Raw genomic sequence first — 17,154 nt, forward strand, 5'->3', positions numbered from 1 at the left:
CTATATCAAAGCCTCTCCTAATAGCTGGTTAAAAAATGTTATTTTATAACTAATTAATTATAAAGTACCACCTAATTTTTGCAACTTGCGCCGCCATGATGAAAATGCCGCCAAAACTAAGTTTTCTGTTGTACCCAAGCCTCTTGGCGGTGGCATTGGCATTCGTTAGTTTTCAGTATACTTTTTCCCAGGGAATTAGCAGGCGATTTGAAACAGAAATTTCCTTTCCCCGCGACCTGAACACCCCCGAAGTAAAATTCAATTTACAACTAACTGGGAGCCGACAGTTCAAAATAGTCCTAGACGAAACATCTAAAGAGCTGACCAATGTTCGGGTTTTCGACATATTGGGAAATCTAATTTTGGAAGATAAAATAACTCCCAGCGATGGGCTTCAAAAACATTACGATTTTTCAAGTACAAACAGCCAGTTGTTTGTAGTAGAGGTAGGTAACGCAAAGTACAACAAAACAAAAAGCATCTATGCCCACCCACCTGGGGAGCGAAGTGGCAGTGGCTTAGAATAAAAAAAACCGTGACCAACGGACACGGTTTTATGTGGGATACTTAAATTCCGCATAAGATTTCGGTCAGCTAATCTCCACCAATTTAATAGCAAAGATGAGATCCTCACCAGCGAGTGGATGGTTTGCATCCAATGTTATTTTCTGATCGTCTACGTGAACCACTTTCACGGGAGTTGGTTGACCCATCTGATTTTGAATAGACAGGTCCATGCCTACCTCGGGTTTGATCTCCGCAGGTACCTGATCCAAAGGAACATCCAGCATCATATCTTCTCTCTTCTCACCATACGCTTCTGAAGAAGGTATAGTCACGGTCTTGTCCTCACCCAAAGACATCCCATCTACTGCCGCATCAAATCCCTTTATCATTCTACCATCACCAACTACAAACTCCAACGGTGCCTTGTTTTCCGATGAATCGAAAACGGTTCCATCCTTTAGCGTTCCCTTGTAATGTACTTTGACGGTGTTGCCTTTACTAGCTACTGACATAAAATTATTGGTTGATTAAAGGTTAAAGGTAAGCCTTTTTTGAGCTGATCAAAAATGGGCCAGGCTTAAATAAAAAAACTGTCCGATTTTAGGACTATATCGACCGTTTTCGAACACTCACTTCGTAAAGAATGCTGATAATTCCTTAAATTTGAGGGATTTTAAGTATGGCATCATTTAGGTAGTGACCTGTTGAAACAATTTTATCCATGGAAGAAACGAAGTTTGGTAGCATATTGATAGTGGACGACAACGAAGACCTGCTTTTCGCTGCGAAAATGCTTATGAAAAAATACGCCAAAGAGGTCACCATCGAAAAGGATCCACGAAAAATTCCATTTTTGATCAACAATTACAGCTATGATGTCATTCTTTTGGATATGAACTTCACAGAAGACACCACTTCCGGTAAGGAGGGATTTTTTTGGTTAAAGAAAATCAAAGAATTGGATCCGCAGGCGGTGGTTATTCTAATCACCGCATTTGGGGATGTAGAGATGGCCGTACAAGCTCTAAAAGAGGGAGCTACGGATTTTATCCTCAAACCATGGCAAAACGAAAAACTGATTGCCACCCTGTCTGCAGCCATCAAACTAAAAGAGAGCTATAAGCAGGTGGAAAAACTCTCCACCAAACAGAAGCAGCTTCAGGCCGACCTGAAAAAGCCATTTACCGAAATCATCGGAAGTTGCGCTTCTATGAAGAATGTGTTTTCGATCATCGAAAAAGTCGCCAAGACTGATGCAAACGTATTGATTCTGGGAGAGAATGGCACAGGAAAAGAGCTTATCGCCCGGGCGATACATGACCGATCAAACCGGGCCGATGAGATATTCGTGACCGTAGACATGGGCGCCATCACAGAAAGCCTCTTTGAAAGCGAGCTGTTTGGCCATAAAAAGGGCTCCTTTACGGACGCGAAAGAGGACCGGGCCGGGAGGTTTGAGATTGCCGATAAGGGCACCCTGTTTTTGGATGAAATAGGTAACCTAAGCCTGCCTTTACAATCGAAGTTGCTTACGGTACTCCAACGCAGAGAAGTCACCCGCATTGGTACCAATAAATCCATACCCGTAGATATACGGCTGATCTGCGCCACTAATATGCCACTGCATGACATGATCCTGCAAAACGATTTCCGCCAGGATTTGCTCTACCGGATAAATACCGTGGAGATTTTTCTGCCACCGCTTCGCGAGCGATTGGACGATATTCCCCTGTTGGCAAACCATTTTCTGAAAATCTATACCACCAAGTACAGGAAACCCTTCAAGGGCTTTAAGGGCAACGCCATGCAGCTCTTGCAGAACTACTCGTGGCCAGGGAACATTCGGGAATTGCAACATGCCATCGAGCGGGCGATTATCATGGCCGAAGGGGATGAATTGGAGGGCAGAGACTTCTTTTTCCTCTCGGCCAAGCCCAATTCGGATAAAGTCGCTCCTACTAATACCCTTAATTTAGATGAGGTAGAGCGAAACATGATACAAAAAGCAATCGATAAAAATGGGGGCAATATCTCAAAAGCAGCAAAAGACCTGGGATTGACGCGGGCCTCACTCTATCGGAGACTGGAAAAATATGGATTATAAAATTGGCTTTCTTGGCCGTATCGCCGCCTTTGCCGCCACCATTTTCATCCTGTCCTATTGGATCCACCACGACGCAGGCGTATTTCTTATTTCACTGTTCATAATCCTGTGTGTTGCGCAAACGGTTTTTTTGCTTCAATACGGCGAAAGCAGTTTCAAAAAAGTCCGGCTTTTTCTCAACAACATCAAGCAAAGCAATTATGCAACGGTCTATCCTGTCAAGTTTGATGGTACCGAAATAGATGATCTTCACATAGAGTTCAACGCTATTTTGGCAAAATTGAAAGAAGATCAACTTGAAAAAGAGGCAAATTACCATTACTTCCGCACGGTATTCCAACACCTCAGTATCGGGCTTATCACCTTTGAACAGGATGGCCGCATACAGATCATGAATACCGCTGCCAAACGAATGCTGAATATTCAGCACTTGAACCACATCGAGGAAATCAGCCGCGTAAACAAAGACCTGCATCACGCCATACACCACCTGCGTACCGGAGGAAGTGAACTGATTAAGATCGTACACCCTGACGGGATCATGCAGCTGTCTGTGTATGTGATAGAGCTGGTGCTCCGGGACGTCAAGCTCAAATTGGTCTCCCTACAAAATATTCAAAGTGAGCTGGAAGAAAAGGAAATGGAAGCATGGCAAAACCTCGTTAGGGTTCTGACCCACGAGATTATGAATTCCATTGCACCTATTTCTTCACTTGCGGCAACACTTCGTACAGATCTAGAGGAAAAGAACTTGAAAAAGGAGCCCTTTTCCCCAGATGAACTCGAGGATTGTCGATTGGGGATTTCTACGATTGAAAAAAGAAGCGAGGGGTTGATCAACTTTGTAAGTGATTTTCGTAGCCTTGCACAAATCCCCAACCCCAAATTCACGGCAATCCAGATCTCCGAGCTCTTCGACAGGATACAGCTGCTACTAAAAAACCAACTCGAAGGCTCCGCAATCGCACTGCAAACGGATATTTCTCCGAGGGATTTACTGCTTTTTGCCGACTGCGACCTTATAGAGCAGGTACTGATTAACCTCACCCAAAACGCGATTCATGCGCTGGAGGAAAGTGACGAAAAAATAATCACACTTTCTTCTCATCTGGACCAAAATGGGAAGATTATCATCGAAGTGGCAGACTCGGGAAAAGGCATAGAAGAGGATGCGCTAAATAAGATCTTCATTCCGTTTTTCACCACCAAAAAGAACGGATCCGGTATAGGCCTGAGCCTCTCCAAGCAGATCATGCGACGACACAAGGGCAATATACAAGTACGTTCTACACCTGGAGAGGGTACCACATTCAAGTTGATTTTCAATGCCTGATTCCCAACTTTTGACAGAAGATCTTTAGGCCAATGCAGGCCCTATTGCCCTAAATCTTCTTATTTCTATAACAATGCCTTCATATTCAATTGATTTAGCCTGCTTACCTTGCGATTGTAAAAATACAGGCAGTTGGAATCACACTACAAAACAATCGTTATTTCTGACGTCCACTTGGGTACAAAAGGATCCAAAGCAAAGGAAGTTGTCAGGTTTTTGAAGCAGTTTAGGTGCGATAACCTCATACTCAACGGAGATATTATCGATGGATGGCAGTTGAAAAAGTCCGGATCATGGAAACGCAAGCATACCAGGGTTTTTAACCGTATGCTGCGGATGATGGATTCGGACAAAACTAAAATCTTCTACCTCCGCGGCAACCACGACGATTTTCTCGATCAAATTCTACCTCTGGAAATTGGGAATTTATCTATCCGCAAGGACATGATTTACGAAAGCCATGGCAAGCGTTACTTTGTGGCCCATGGTGACGTCTTCGATAGCGTTACGACCAATTTCCGTTGGATTGCCTATCTGGGCGACATTGGCTATACATTCCTACTTTGGCTAAATCGCCAGGTAAACCATCAGCGCCGAAAAAAAGGTCTTTCCTATTACTCCTTTTCGCAATACGTGAAATCAAAGGTCAAATCCGCTGTCTCCTTCATCGACGACTATGAAAAAGAATTAACCAAAATGGCCAAGGCTAAAGGTTGCGACGGAATCATCTGCGGGCATATCCACAAACCTGAACTCAAAACAATCGATGGTATCTCTTACTTCAACTCTGGGGACTGGGTAGAATCATTGAGTGCTCTAGCAGAGGACTTTGAGGGTAATTGGAAGTTGATCCACTACAGTGAAATGAAGTCCTACTCCGTGAATCAAACCGTGATCCCCATAAACCGCGCAAATAGGGAACTGATAAACGAACAGCCGAAAGCACTTTAGATGCGATTTCTTTTTATCATTCAGGGAGAGGGCAGAGGCCACATGACCCAAGCCATTGCCATGTACGATTTGTTGACTAAGGCTGGGCACCAGGTCAACCAAGTAGTGATCGGAAGTAGCAAAAGACGGAAAATCCCTCCGTTTGTACTCCGGAGATTCAATTGTCCCATCGAGTTGCTCGAAAGCCCCAATTTCGTCTCCGACCAAAGCAACAAATCAGTAAACATAAGAAAGACCATTTGGCATAACACAAAGGCACTACCTACTTACCTCAACAGCCTACAACGACTTCACTGCTTGGTGAGCGACGTAAACCCGGAGGTAATCCTCAATTTTTATGATTTTCTGGCGGGAGTCTATCAGGCATTTTTCCGCCCTCGATCCCTCTTTGTGTGTATCGGCCATCAATACCTTACGGACCATTCCTCTTTTCCATGGGCCAAAAACCGTAGATTCGCAAAGCAGCTGTTTCTACTCGCAAACAATATCACATCATGGGGTTGCTATCAACGGATTGCACTATCACTGCGCAGCCTCAAGCCTGAGGACTCGTCGGGAGAATTGCTTATTTGGCCACCCCTACTGCGGGGGGAGATTCAGGCAAAAGAGCCAATCGATGGAGATTTTTTGTTGGTCTACGTAGTAAACCCCGGCTATATCGACGACATCGTCCGAATGGGTCGCTCCAACCCCAATCTAAAAATGGAAGTCTTCTCGGATGGAATGAACCAAAACCTTTCGGGGTTAATCCCTGCCAACGTACGTTTCCACCCCCTCGACGACAGAAACTTTATAGAAAAATTGGCCGGATGCCGCGCTTTGGTCTGTACAGCCGGATTTGAATCGATCTGTGAAGCACTATTTCTAAAAAAACCGGTAATGGTCGTGCCAGTTGCCGGCCAATACGAGCAAGCCTGCAATGCGTTGGATATGGAAATTGCCGGTGCAGGTATATGGCGAGAAACCTTTGATCTACAACCTTTTTTGGATTACCTAGAATCAGATAACCCGAAAGACGGTGCGACGATATTCAGCCGTTGGTATACCGAGCAACAGGAAAAAATCGATCAGTGGTTACAGGATCTTGCATTGAAATTATCAAAGGAGAAAACAACCCACCCATCAACCAATACAGGGCTTCAATTCTAACCGGATACTTGCTACTGAGCCTCTTGATGTCACTTTCCTTGCTTCAATGAAAGTGAAATTGTTTTGACATGTTGGTGATTCAACCATTTCAGGTTTAATTGACACTGTAGTTTTTTTGATTATGTTTAGACAAATGCATGATATTTTTTTGAGCAGCCCCCCATTTTTTAACGTAAACTTGGATAAATACCTTAAATTCGCTGGTTACAAATGTGCTCCTAAACCAAATGAATATAGAAAAAAAACGTTTACTCGAAGATAAAAAAAGGGAAAGGCATTGGAAAAAATGGGGTCCTTATCTTGCAGACAGACAGTGGGGGACTGTTCGTGAAGACTATAGCCCTGACGGAGCTGCTTGGGAAAATGTAACCCACGAAGACGCAAGAAGCAAGGCCTACCGCTGGGGTGAAGAGGGAATTGGCGGCATATCCGACTACAAACAAAAGCTCTGCATCGCCTGGGCATTTTGGAACGGAAAAGACCAGATCATCAAAGAACGGCTTTTTGGTCTAACGGGTAACCAAGGCAATCACGGGGAAGATGTCAAGGAACTTTATTACTACCTAGATTCTACTCCTACCCATAGCTACATGAAGATGCTATACAAGTATCCTCAGCAGGCCTTTCCCTATCAGCAACTATTGGACGAAAATCTCCGGCGGGGAAAAAAAGACCTAGAGTACGAAATTCTGGACACGGGCATATTCGACAACGACGAGTACTTCGACATTTTCATCGAATACGCCAAAAACAGCGAGGACGACCTCGTCGGCAGGGCCACCATTTACAACCGGTCCACGGAAGACGCCGAACTGACGGTTATGCCAACTGTTTGGTTTCGCAAAACGTGGTTCACAGGTGATGAGCCTTTTATGCCCAACCTGTCCCTGCTCAACACACGAAGTATAAAGGCCTTTTCACCCAAAAGTGGTAATTACATTTTCTCCTTTGACCAAAACCCAACGATCGTTTTCTGCGACAACGAAACGAACCGGGAGAAGCTATATCACATCGGCAATCAGAAAAAATATCTGAAAGACGCCATCAACGACTTTGTGGTATCGGGAGATAAAAAGCACCTAAACCCAAAAAACACCGGCACAAAGGCTGCCGCGATCTACAAGTTGAAAATTGCCGCAGGGCAAAAAGCCGAGGTCACCTTCCGAATGCAACATTTTGAGGAGGAAAACCCGTTGGAAATAGTCGATCAGATCATTCAAGACAAAAAACAGGATGCCGACGATTTCTATGGCGAAATCCAAAGCCGTGTTCAGGACGAAGAACTCAAAATGATCCAACGACAGGCCTATGCAGGGATGATGTGGACCAAGCAGTTCTACTATTACAATGTGGAACGCTGGTTGGAGGGTGACCCAGGCCGGTATCAACCACCCCAATCCAGAAAACTGGGACGAAACAGTAACTGGCGTCACTTACAAAACTACGATATCATCTCCATGCCGGACAAGTGGGAGTACCCTTGGTATGCTGCTTGGGATCTGGCTTTTCACTGTATTCCGCTGGCCCGATTGGACACCGAGTTTGCCAAAGATCAATTGCTGGTCTTGCTTAACGACTGGTACATGCACCCAAACGGGCAAATACCTGCCTATGAATGGAATTTCAATGATGTGAATCCGCCTGTCCATGCCTATGCTGTGCAGCGGGTGTATCAAATCGATAAAAAGGCAAACGATGGCGTGGGAGACCAAGAATTCTTGGAACGGGCGTTTCATAAGCTGATGCTAAACTTTACCTGGTGGGTAAACCAAAAAGACGAAAAGGGAAACAATATTTTCGAAGGAGGCTTTTTGGGTCTTGACAACATTAGTGTTTTTGACCGTAGTCACGCAGACAAGCTGTTCGCTAAGTTGGAACAGGCAGATGCTACTTCCTGGATGGCCATGTTCAGCCTGAACATGCTACGTATTTCATTGGATCTCTGCGAGTTCAACCTAGTATACCAACATACCGCTACCAAATTCCTCGAGCACTTTCTCTATATCGCCGGGGCAATGAATAATATTTCCGGTGAAAACATCAGTTTGTGGAACGAAGAAGACCAGTTCTTCTACGATGTCCTTCATCCGTCAGGCCAGCAGCCCATGGTGATGAAAGTCAAATCCATCGTTGGTATAATCCCGCTGTTTGCCGTGGAACCCATCAGGGAAGATCTCTTTGAGAATTTACCGGAGTTCAAAAAGCGGTTGGACTTCTTTTTCAAGGAAAAACCCAAGCTGGCAACACTGGTTTCGAATTGGATCCATCCAGGACACGACAGAAGACGCCTCTTTTCGCTGTTAAGGGGCCATCGCATGAAAAGTGTATTGAAGAAAATGCTCGATGAAAACGAGTTTTTATCCCCTCACGGCATTCGATCCCTGTCGAAGTTTCATGAAAAAAAACCCTATTACTTACAGCTTAACGGCAGTCAATTTTCGGTTAAGTATGCTCCTGGTGAGTCAGAGACAACCATGTTTGGCGGAAATTCAAACTGGCGCGGACCGATATGGTTTCCTATCAACTACCTGATTATCGAATCATTGAAAAAGTTTGACTTCTATTACGGAGGCAACTTTTCAATCGAATACCCTACCGGCTCCGGAAAGTACCTTACATTGGATCTGATTGCGAAAGAACTCTCGAAACGAAACATTTCGCTTTTCAAAAAGGATAAAAACGGAAGACGTCCGATTTACGCTGACAACGAAAAAATGCAGCATGATCCCCATTTCCAGAATCTTATCCTATTTTACGAGTACTTCCATGGGGATAACGGTCGCGGTCTGGGGGCCTCCCATCAAACCGGATGGACGGGATTGGTGGCGGAGATGATCCACAAAATCACAAAAGAAACCCACTTGAGCGAAAATGTTACTACCTTATTTAGAAGCTAACAGGCTTGAGGCAGGATGTGATGAGGTAGGCAGGGGCTGCCTGTCAGGGCCGGTGGTCGCTGCGGCCGTGATCCTCCCTAATGGCTACAAAAATAAGTGGATCAACGATTCCAAAAAATTGACGAAAAGAAACCGTAGTGAACTGGTTTCGGAAATAAAAGAGAATTGCATCAGTTGGGGGATTGCGGAGGCCAGTATTGAAGAAATTGACCAAATCAATATTCTAAACGCCTCCTTCCTCGCAATGGAAAGAGCAATCTGCAGTCTTTCGGTAGTGCCAGACCACCTTCTGATCGATGGTAACCGCTTCAAATCATCGCTGACAATACCCTTTGATTGTATCGTAAAGGGCGATGGAAAGTACGTTAGCATTGCAGCGGCCTCCATTCTTGCCAAGGTATATCGAGATGCCTACATGGAAGAACTGGCGGAGCGTTTTCCTTGCTATGGCTGGGACAAAAATGCAGGCTACCCGACTGCCGCACATAGGGCAGCGATACAATCACATGGTGCCAGCCCTTTCCACCGAAAAAGTTTTCGGCTACTGCCGGATCAGCTAAAACTGGATTTGTAGCAACAGGGTTTATTGGTTGTTCTCTGGTTGATAATTGAAAAAATAATCACAAATATATGAAATACAACCTATGCCTAATGTGGTGCCTGATCTTCGGTATTAAGGCCATTGCCCAAGAGTCGATTCGTATCGCACACCCGATCGTAGGGGAGGTCCCTCAAAAGGTTACCGATGAATACCGTCCTGTTGTCGAGGGGGTAAAAACTTCCGTATGGGTGGAAAACCTCACGATTCCCTGGTCTCTGAAGTTTCTGCCCAATGGGGATGCCTTAGTCTCCCAACGTCCCGGCAGCATCGTCAGGATACCATCCGGCACGAACAGCAAAGAAACCTACTTGGAACTACCAGAGGTAACCCATGAAGTCGATGCAGGCCTAATGGGCATGGACTTACATCCCGAATTTGGGAAAAACGGATGGATTTACGTCATGTATGCTTACCGAAATGTAAGTTCGGAGCTGACCTGCAAGGTTGTCCGGCTCATCCATAAAGGGAACACAGCGGTAGTCGACAAGGTAGTGTTGGATGATATCCCAGCCTACGCCATTCACTTGGGTGGAAGAATAGCCTTTGGGCCAGATGGTATGCTATACATCGGAACGGGAGACCTGGCCAACCCATATATTGCGCAGGACTTAACTAGCCTTGCTTCAAAAATCCTACGGATCACGCCGGAAGGCTCCATTCCTTCTGACAATCCTTTCCCCAATTCCCCAGTATTTTCCTACGGACACCGCGTCGTACAGGGCTTTGCTTGGGATCCGGAAACGGGCGCATTCTTCAATTCGGAACATGGCCCCTCCGGTGCCGAGGTAGAGGGAAGCGTACGGTATAGAGACGAGATCAATCTCGTGAAAAAAGGAGGGAATCATGGTTGGCCCCTGGTGGTAGGTGCCCCCAAAATACCCGATTACCAGGATCCCATCGCCTGTTGGAATCTTGCTGCGGTACCTCCAGGCGGAATGGTTTTTCATGACGGTGACCTATTTGTGGCGTCCCTCGGCGGTCAGTCCATCCTTCGTCTGGTTTTGGATAGAAACAATAACTTTGAGGTAAAGAAAATTGAAAGGTGGTTTTCCTATGCTCCGTCTAGGGGAATTTACGGTCGGTTTAGGGACATCACCGTCGGGCCGGACGGTCACTTGTATGCTATCACCAGTAATACAGACGGAAGGGCTCCCCTGCAACTCAACGATGACCGGATCATTAAAATAGAAATTACGAAATGAACTGATATGGTGACTTTGAGCCCTGCCTCCACAACTCCTGTAAAGTAGCCTCGCAAACAGAGAGATAGTCGGCTGCCAAGTCTATTCATTCTGCCGCTGACGACCCTCCAGGATTCTGAAAAACAGTATATGAGCCATCTTTCGGGCGTGTTCCTTCGCATAGGTAGCGTGGATCCCTTCAAAATGCTCGTCTACGGTGCTAAACCATAATTCCAGCCAATTGCCAAAATGAGCTTGGTCGACTTGCTCGTCCATTCGCCGGTCGACTTCTCGGTGTACCGGCACCGGATTGAACTTTCCGGCACCAGGGCCGGTGTTTAGTAAAACCATTTCCCAAAAATCCGTGAGACGCTCTAAGTGAACGTCCCAGTCATGAATGATCAGGTTGAAAACCGGCCCCAATCGATCGTGCTGGCGTACCTTATGATAGAAGCTGCGTACCAGCAATGACACTTCCGATCTACTCGCTAGTTGCTTTTTTATCTGCATCATCCTTAATGAGAATAGGTTGTAGTACCGCAAAATCTCCCTGTACCTCTTCAGGCACCTGTAACCCCAATAGATCACAGACAAGGGGATATACGTGAACGTTCCGAAAGCTGGGGATCTGTATTCCTCGGCGAAAAAAAGGCCCCCATGCGTAGAATATACCCTGCATCTCGGGATAGGAAGGGCTATAGCCGTGTTCACCAAACGTATCGGTAACGAAAAGGGCAGATCGGTTTTGGTACCGAACACGGTCCGCAGCTGTCGCAAGGTAGTAACCCAGCTCTGGAACCACCAACAGATCCCCTAAACGATTCGCATAAGGTGAATTTGCCGAATAATATCCGGTATCATCAGGTTTCACTACCCGAAAATGGTCACCCCTCGATGCGAGCACCCGTTGCGTAGATTCGAGCATCTGCCGGTCTTCCAAAAAAACATGGGCCAATGCGCCATTATTTATGACCTCTCCCTGTATTCCCTTTGTTATTTCATCGAGCGACAACAGGTTCTGCTTCGGCACGGATGCCATACCATGGTCGGAAACCAAAACCAGATGGATAGGCAGGTCAAAACTTTTCAACCCTTCCATCAATGCCCCCAATTCCCTATCCAACTTTTCGATAGCTGGCCTCAGTTTGGCATCGTTGTCCGGACCATGCCGGTGACCAATATCGTCCATGTCCGAAAAATACAGGGTTATCAGCCTGGGCCTCTCCTCATCAGGCAGTTGAAGCCACTCAAAGACCTTTGAAATGCGTGTCAGGTTAGATACCTGTGCATCGTAATTGTAGAAGTAAGTGGGTTGGATCCCTTTTACCGGGGCTTCTGTTCCCACAAAAAAATAACTGGCCGTCTTCAGACCGGCTTGCTCCGCCAGGACCCAAAGCGGTGTACCTCCATACCAAAATGGATCCTGAACGGCTTCCCTTTTGCTAATTGCGTACTGCATATCTTTTTTTGGATCCCGAATTGTATTGTTCACAAGGCCATGAAATTCTGGCAACATACCCGTGGCAATGGAATAATGGTTCGGAAAGGTTTTACTGGGGAAAGCAGGCAATAAACCCGCTGCCTCTACCCCATCGTCAATCAAGCGCTGGATATTTTCTGGCTTAAAACGCTCGGTATAATCCCAACGGTAACCATCGAGAGAAACAAGGATCACGTAGGCGTCTTGGCTTTGGGCATATGCCGCATTAAATGAAACAAAACTGAACAGAATCCAGAAAAGGAATCGGTTTACCATAACAGATTAATAATGGGGACAAGCAATACAGTAAAAAACACCAACGCTGCCCCAGAAGGTTCGGTCTACCAAAAGAACATCTGATAGGAGCTGGAAAATTGTCCCTTCGCATTCAAGTACTGAATACCAAGCTTCCGCGTTAAATCCCCATCATGATCGATGGTGTCTGCAACACCACTCCATGGCTCCAAGCAGATGAATCCGGCACCGGGCCCTTTGGACCAAATCCCCAACCACTTGAATGCACCGAACTCCATACCAAACCCTCTTCCTGTGTCCTTATGCCTAACGGAGACACGAGAGGGCGGAAAGACATCCATAATCAACGCGTCGTTATCAAACATATCCTCTCTGAGAGCAACCTTGCCTTGCGTGACGGAAAATGGCACCTTTGCCGTCGACACGTACCCCTGCTCCAAGGGATAAAGCAGCACCTCGGAACGAGTCCTATCTTCAAAATCCATGATATAATCCGAAAACTGTTCCGCCTCCGGATCCAGGGGGCAAAGAAATCCAGGGTGGGCTCCAATAGAAAAATACATAGGCTCTGCTGAGCGATTAATCACCCGATAACTTACCTCAAGCCCTTCCTCAATTAGCGTATAAACCACCCAAAGCTCAAAATCAAAAGGATAGTTTACCAGGGTGTCTGAATCGGAACAAAGCAAAAAAGAGGCGGAGGTAGCAGAATGTGCCACCAATTCAAATACCCTGTCCCTTGCGAATCCATGCTGGGGCAGAGAATAGTTTTTACCCTGAAAGGAAAACTGATTCTCCTTTAACCTTCCGACAATCGGAAAAAGCAAGGGTGCATGCCTAGCCCAAATCGATGGCAAAGCTTGCCAGATATATTCCCTTTCACCAACCTTGTAACTTGCCAACTCAGCACCCAATGGCTGGATCACAGCCGAGCGATTTTCCGAACGTAACAAAACCTTGTCCAACTTTCTATCCATTAGCTGGCAAAACTACCCATAAATCAGCAGTTTTACCAACCAGCAGACCTAATCGCACTGCGTAGCATAGGGAGCATAGCGTTCCTGCACCTCTTTGGCCAGCTTCTTGTCCAAAAACTCAAGAGCCGACTGATCGTCAATAAACATATGATCTGCCCCGACACACTCGATAAGGTTCCAGCGGTTCAGCGCATCCCTGACAGGTCCCTTGGTAGCCGTAATGCAAACATCGATGCCCAGTGCCCTCCAACTAAGTATCCATTCGTGCAGCTCGTGCGCCCCAGTACTGTCCACGCTAGGAACAGACTCCAAATTAATGATTACAGTCGTCAGCTTCTGCCGCTTCCTTTCTACCCATGCATCCATCTTATCTTTGATGTATTTAACATTCGCAAAATAAATTGGACCGTCTATCCGAACCATAAGCACTTCCTCCTTTTCTTCCAAATTGGAAAAACGCTTGATATTTCTGAACACATGAGTGCCCGGTACCCGTCCTAGCTGGGCCATATGGGGCCTGGATGCACGATAAATAACCATTCCCAAAGAAAGTACCATACCGGTAAGGATGCCTGTTTCTATCCCTAAGGTAAGTGTTACCAAAAAAGTCACAATCAACATGGCAAAATCAGAGCGATCCTTTTTCCAAAGGTTGATAGGCTCTCTTAAGTCAATCAACCCGGACACCGCCACCAATACGACCGCCGCAAGAATGGCACTGGGCAGGTTGTAGAACAGATCGGTAAAAAACAACAACGTCAGCACGATCAATACCGCCGAAATCACTGAGGCCATCGTGGTCTTGGCTCCAGCTTGGTTGTTGACCGCGGTGCGGGAAAAGCCTCCGGTAACGGGAAATCCGCGAAAGAAAGCAGCCCCAAAATTAGCGATACCCAGTGCTATCAATTCTTGGTTTGAATCCAATTTGTAGTTTTTGTGTTTGGCTTGGATGGTCTTAGCCACGGCAAAGCTCTCTGCAAACCCCACCAATGAGATTGTAAGGGCAATAGGAATCAATGTAGACCAAACTCCAAAATCAAAGGACGGAAAACTGATGGTAGGCAGTCCACTTGGAACGTCACCCACAATCTTTACCCCTTGTGACGATAAGTCAAATCCCCAAACCAATGCGATTCCCAACGCGACTGCCAGCAGCGGAGTAGGCAGGGAGGAGTGTATTTTCTTCCCATATTTGATGACTAGGATCGCTCCTACCCCTATCGCGAAAGTAAGCATGTGCGTTTCATGGATATTCTGATAAATCGCTACCAACATTTCCTGTACATGCTCGCTGTTTGGAAGATTAATGCGGAACAGGTGTTTGATTTGGCTAAGGCCAATGATAATCGCCGCCGCAGAGGTAAAACCATTGATCACCGGATGCGACAGAAAATTCACCACAAAACCCAATTTGAAGACACCCATCCCAAACTGAATAAGCCCAACGAGAAAGGCCAGGGTAAGTGCATAGAGCAGGTATTGATCCGTGGATTCCGGGTGTAGGGATCCGATCCCGGCGGCTGTCAATAGCGACACCATTGCGACCGGCCCAACGGCCAGCTGACGGGAGGTACCAAAGATGGCGTATAAGATAAGCGGTATGGTCACGGCATACAGCCCATATATGGGTTCTAATCCCGCGAGCATCGCATAGGCCATACCCTGTGGGATCAACATGATCCCTACAGTAATACCTGCGGATAAATCCCCTTTTAACTGTGTCTTCTCATACTTCGGAAGCCACTCCAAAATCGGTAAGTATTTTCGTATATCCATCGATTGATTGCTTTGTTCTGAGGCCTCCAACAACTGAAAGCTAAACCCAACAACAAAAGTCACGAAATACCCAAGTAAAAAAAGTGATATTAGTCACAGGCATCCTAATCAACCGAAAACCGAATTTTCTCGAAGAAAAATCAGGTTACTTTAGTGTATCTCCTGTACACTGAAACAATTTCCAACTCAACCCAATCCATGTTGGTGTATAACCTTCTTAGCGCTGCTACTTCAATCAATTCACCTTCTAAAAACCGAATTGTCCGGAGCTCAATCAAGGTATTTTTACCATCATTACCTATGGGTGTTTGTAAGAAGCCGGATTGAAAATCATCTCCAAAAAAGCCGACAAAGGTTTGTCCTTACAAATCATAATAAGGCCCCCATACAGGAGCATCATAAGTTGGGATAAAACCACTCACGCGTAATCTCCGATCATTTTCAGTAGGCCAAAATTCAGTAAACACAAACTCGTTGTGCTTTAAAAATATTTCAGATTCATCCGGAATCCTTATTTTAAGACTTGAAAACCAAATTGTGGAGTTTTCGTCAAGAAGGTTCGAAGATGCTATTCCATCGTTGTTGAGATCAATGGCTACCTCAGACCGAGCGGATAGCAATTCATACTTTCCATTAAATTTCTCTCGTAGAAAAGGCCTGTCAGCTACCTCTATCTCCATCTCTTGGCAGCCTATTAACATGCAAATAGTCCCAATAACCAACAAATAACTTTTCATCGTCTTCCGTTTTAACCCTCCTGCTATTATTTTAAAAAATACAGAGCAAATCTACAAAATAACCCAGACATATTGAGGTTCGAAAAAAATAGAATTGAAATAGACTATCGGAAATGAAAGTTGGAATTTGCTTTCATCGATAAATGAATGAAATATACTCTCCCTATCTATGGCTAGATACACGGAACGGAAATGATAGATTAGACCTACAAACTGACAAACGTCACATCTCTTTTGTCCTACCTCTTTCACCTTCCTCTCCCCAAACACAAAAAAGCCCCCCGATCACTCAAAAGCATTTAAATTAGGTGTCTAGGTTCCCGCAAAAAACACCGAATAACCACTAAACACTTAAAAAAATTATCGCCGAAGGCATATTTCGGAGATGTTAGAGGGTAGATATGAGATGTTAGATCGCTGAAATTCCCGACCCTACACCGTCTCCAAAACAAAAAATCCGATGCGAGCCCACCCCATAAATGTAAGCCAATATATCGCCGAAGGCTTATTTAGGAGACGTTAGACGTTAGACATAAGATATAAGATTCATGTACTTCCCTTCCGGGCAGCCCGTAAACGACAAAAGCCCCCGGATTGCTCCGGGGGCCCTGTTATAATGTGGCGGCGACCTACTCTCCCGTACGCCGCGGCGTACCAGCACCCAGCCCCGGCTGGCAGGCATCGGCGCTGCAGGGCTTATCCGCCCAGGCGGATCGGGATGGGAAGAGGTGGGACCGATATGCCCGAAAAGGGAAAACTCCCGGAACACCCTTCTGGACAATGCAAACCCTGCCTGCCACGTATCTGTCCCTTTACAATACCCCTATATGCAAAAAAGCCTCTCGAACACTCGGAAAGCGCTTAAATTAGGTGTCTGGATTCCCGCAAAAGAGGACTGAACATCCGTTAAACACTTCAAAAATATTTTGACGAAGGCATTTTTAGGAGATATAAGACGTAGGACATAAGATTTAAGACTCGCTGTACTTGTGCTTGGCCTAGGTTAACAAAAAAACCAACATCCCATCCAAAACCAAAAACCCGATGCGAGCCTGCCTCATAAATATAACCCAATATATCGCCGAAGGCTTATTTAGGAGACGTTAGACGTTAGACATAAGATATGAGATTCATGTACTTCCCTTCCCGGCAGCCCATAAAGGACAAAAGCCCCCGGATTGCTCCGGAGGCCCTGTTATAATGTGG

14 protein-coding genes are annotated in these 17,154 nt (G+C 45.8%); 8 read left to right on the top strand and 6 right to left on the bottom strand.

From position 1 onward, the window contains the following. The first annotated feature begins 95 nt into the window (after nt 1-95). Nucleotides 96-527, top strand: a complete 432-nt coding sequence (locus ADIS_RS21595) for a T9SS type A sorting domain-containing protein (protein WP_238325481.1) — start codon at nt 96-98, stop codon at nt 525-527. A gap of 63 nt (nt 528-590) precedes the next feature. On the opposite strand, the gene ADIS_RS21600 is transcribed toward ADIS_RS21595, so the two are convergent. Beyond that, on the bottom strand, nt 591-1,019 hold the full coding sequence (locus ADIS_RS21600) for an FKBP-type peptidyl-prolyl cis-trans isomerase (protein ID WP_035807273.1): 429 nt from the start codon (nt 1,017-1,019) through the stop codon (nt 591-593). Nucleotides 1,020-1,228: 209 nt separating this feature from the next. On the opposite strand from ADIS_RS21600, the gene ADIS_RS21605 reads away from it, so the two are divergent. From ADIS_RS21605 to ADIS_RS21635, 7 genes are all read left to right on the top strand, one after another. Next, nucleotides 1,229-2,611, top strand: a complete 1,383-nt coding sequence (locus ADIS_RS21605; RefSeq protein ID WP_010856871.1) for a sigma-54-dependent transcriptional regulator — start codon at nt 1,229-1,231, stop codon at nt 2,609-2,611. Beyond that, on the top strand, nt 2,601-3,944 hold the full coding sequence (locus tag ADIS_RS21610) for a sensor histidine kinase (protein WP_010856872.1): 1,344 nt from the start codon (nt 2,601-2,603) through the stop codon (nt 3,942-3,944). The genes ADIS_RS21605 and ADIS_RS21610 overlap by 11 nt, the downstream gene beginning before the upstream one ends. A 132-nt stretch (nt 3,945-4,076) precedes the next feature. Further along, complete coding sequence (locus tag ADIS_RS21615; RefSeq protein ID WP_010856873.1) at nt 4,077-4,895, top strand: UDP-2,3-diacylglucosamine diphosphatase; 819 nt, start codon at nt 4,077-4,079, stop codon at nt 4,893-4,895. After that, nucleotides 4,896-6,044, top strand: a complete 1,149-nt coding sequence (locus ADIS_RS21620; protein WP_010856874.1) for a glycosyltransferase family protein — start codon at nt 4,896-4,898, stop codon at nt 6,042-6,044. 227 nt (nt 6,045-6,271) lie between these two features. Then, nucleotides 6,272-8,941, top strand: coding sequence for an MGH1-like glycoside hydrolase domain-containing protein (locus tag ADIS_RS21625; protein ID WP_035807275.1), 2,670 nt, complete (start codon nt 6,272-6,274; stop codon nt 8,939-8,941). Next, on the top strand, nt 8,916-9,515 hold the full coding sequence (locus ADIS_RS21630) for a ribonuclease HII (protein WP_010856876.1): 600 nt from the start codon (nt 8,916-8,918) through the stop codon (nt 9,513-9,515). The genes ADIS_RS21625 and ADIS_RS21630 overlap by 26 nt, the downstream gene beginning before the upstream one ends. Before the next feature lie 56 nt (nt 9,516-9,571). After that, the gene (locus ADIS_RS21635; protein WP_238325482.1) at nt 9,572-10,744 is read left to right on the top strand and encodes a PQQ-dependent sugar dehydrogenase; all 1,173 of its coding nucleotides are present in this window, start codon (nt 9,572-9,574) and stop codon (nt 10,742-10,744) included. Nucleotides 10,745-10,825: 81 nt separating this feature from the next. Here the strand turns inward: ADIS_RS21635 and ADIS_RS21640 are convergent, their stop codons facing one another. The 5 genes from ADIS_RS21640 to ADIS_RS21660 all read right to left on the bottom strand — a co-directional run bounded on the left by ADIS_RS21640 (nt 10,826) and on the right by ADIS_RS21660 (nt 15,948). Beyond that, nucleotides 10,826-11,233 carry a group III truncated hemoglobin gene (locus ADIS_RS21640; RefSeq protein WP_010856878.1) on the bottom strand — a complete coding sequence of 136 codons (408 nt, stop codon included), beginning with the start codon at nt 11,231-11,233 and terminating at the stop codon, nt 10,826-10,828. Next, entirely contained in the window at nt 11,205-12,479 is a 1,275-nt protein-coding gene (locus ADIS_RS21645) for an alkaline phosphatase family protein (protein ID WP_010856879.1), read from the bottom strand. Before ADIS_RS21645 ends, ADIS_RS21640 begins: the two co-directional genes overlap by 29 nt. A gap of 65 nt (nt 12,480-12,544) precedes the next feature. Next, nucleotides 12,545-13,435 (bottom strand): aldose 1-epimerase family protein, encoded by an 891-nt coding sequence (locus ADIS_RS21650; protein WP_010856880.1) that lies wholly within the window; start codon nt 13,433-13,435, stop codon nt 12,545-12,547. A 48-nt stretch (nt 13,436-13,483) separates the two neighbouring features. Continuing rightward, entirely contained in the window at nt 13,484-15,211 is a 1,728-nt protein-coding gene (locus ADIS_RS21655; protein ID WP_010856881.1) for a SulP family inorganic anion transporter, read from the bottom strand. A gap of 362 nt (nt 15,212-15,573) precedes the next feature. Beyond that, nucleotides 15,574-15,948 (bottom strand): hypothetical protein, encoded by a 375-nt coding sequence (locus tag ADIS_RS21660; protein ID WP_010856883.1) that lies wholly within the window; start codon nt 15,946-15,948, stop codon nt 15,574-15,576. Between the last annotated feature and the right edge of the window lie 1,206 nt (nt 15,949-17,154).

It is taken from the genome of Lunatimonas lonarensis (assembly GCF_000390185.1).
Classification (GTDB): domain Bacteria; phylum Bacteroidota; class Bacteroidia; order Cytophagales; family Cyclobacteriaceae; genus Lunatimonas; species Lunatimonas lonarensis.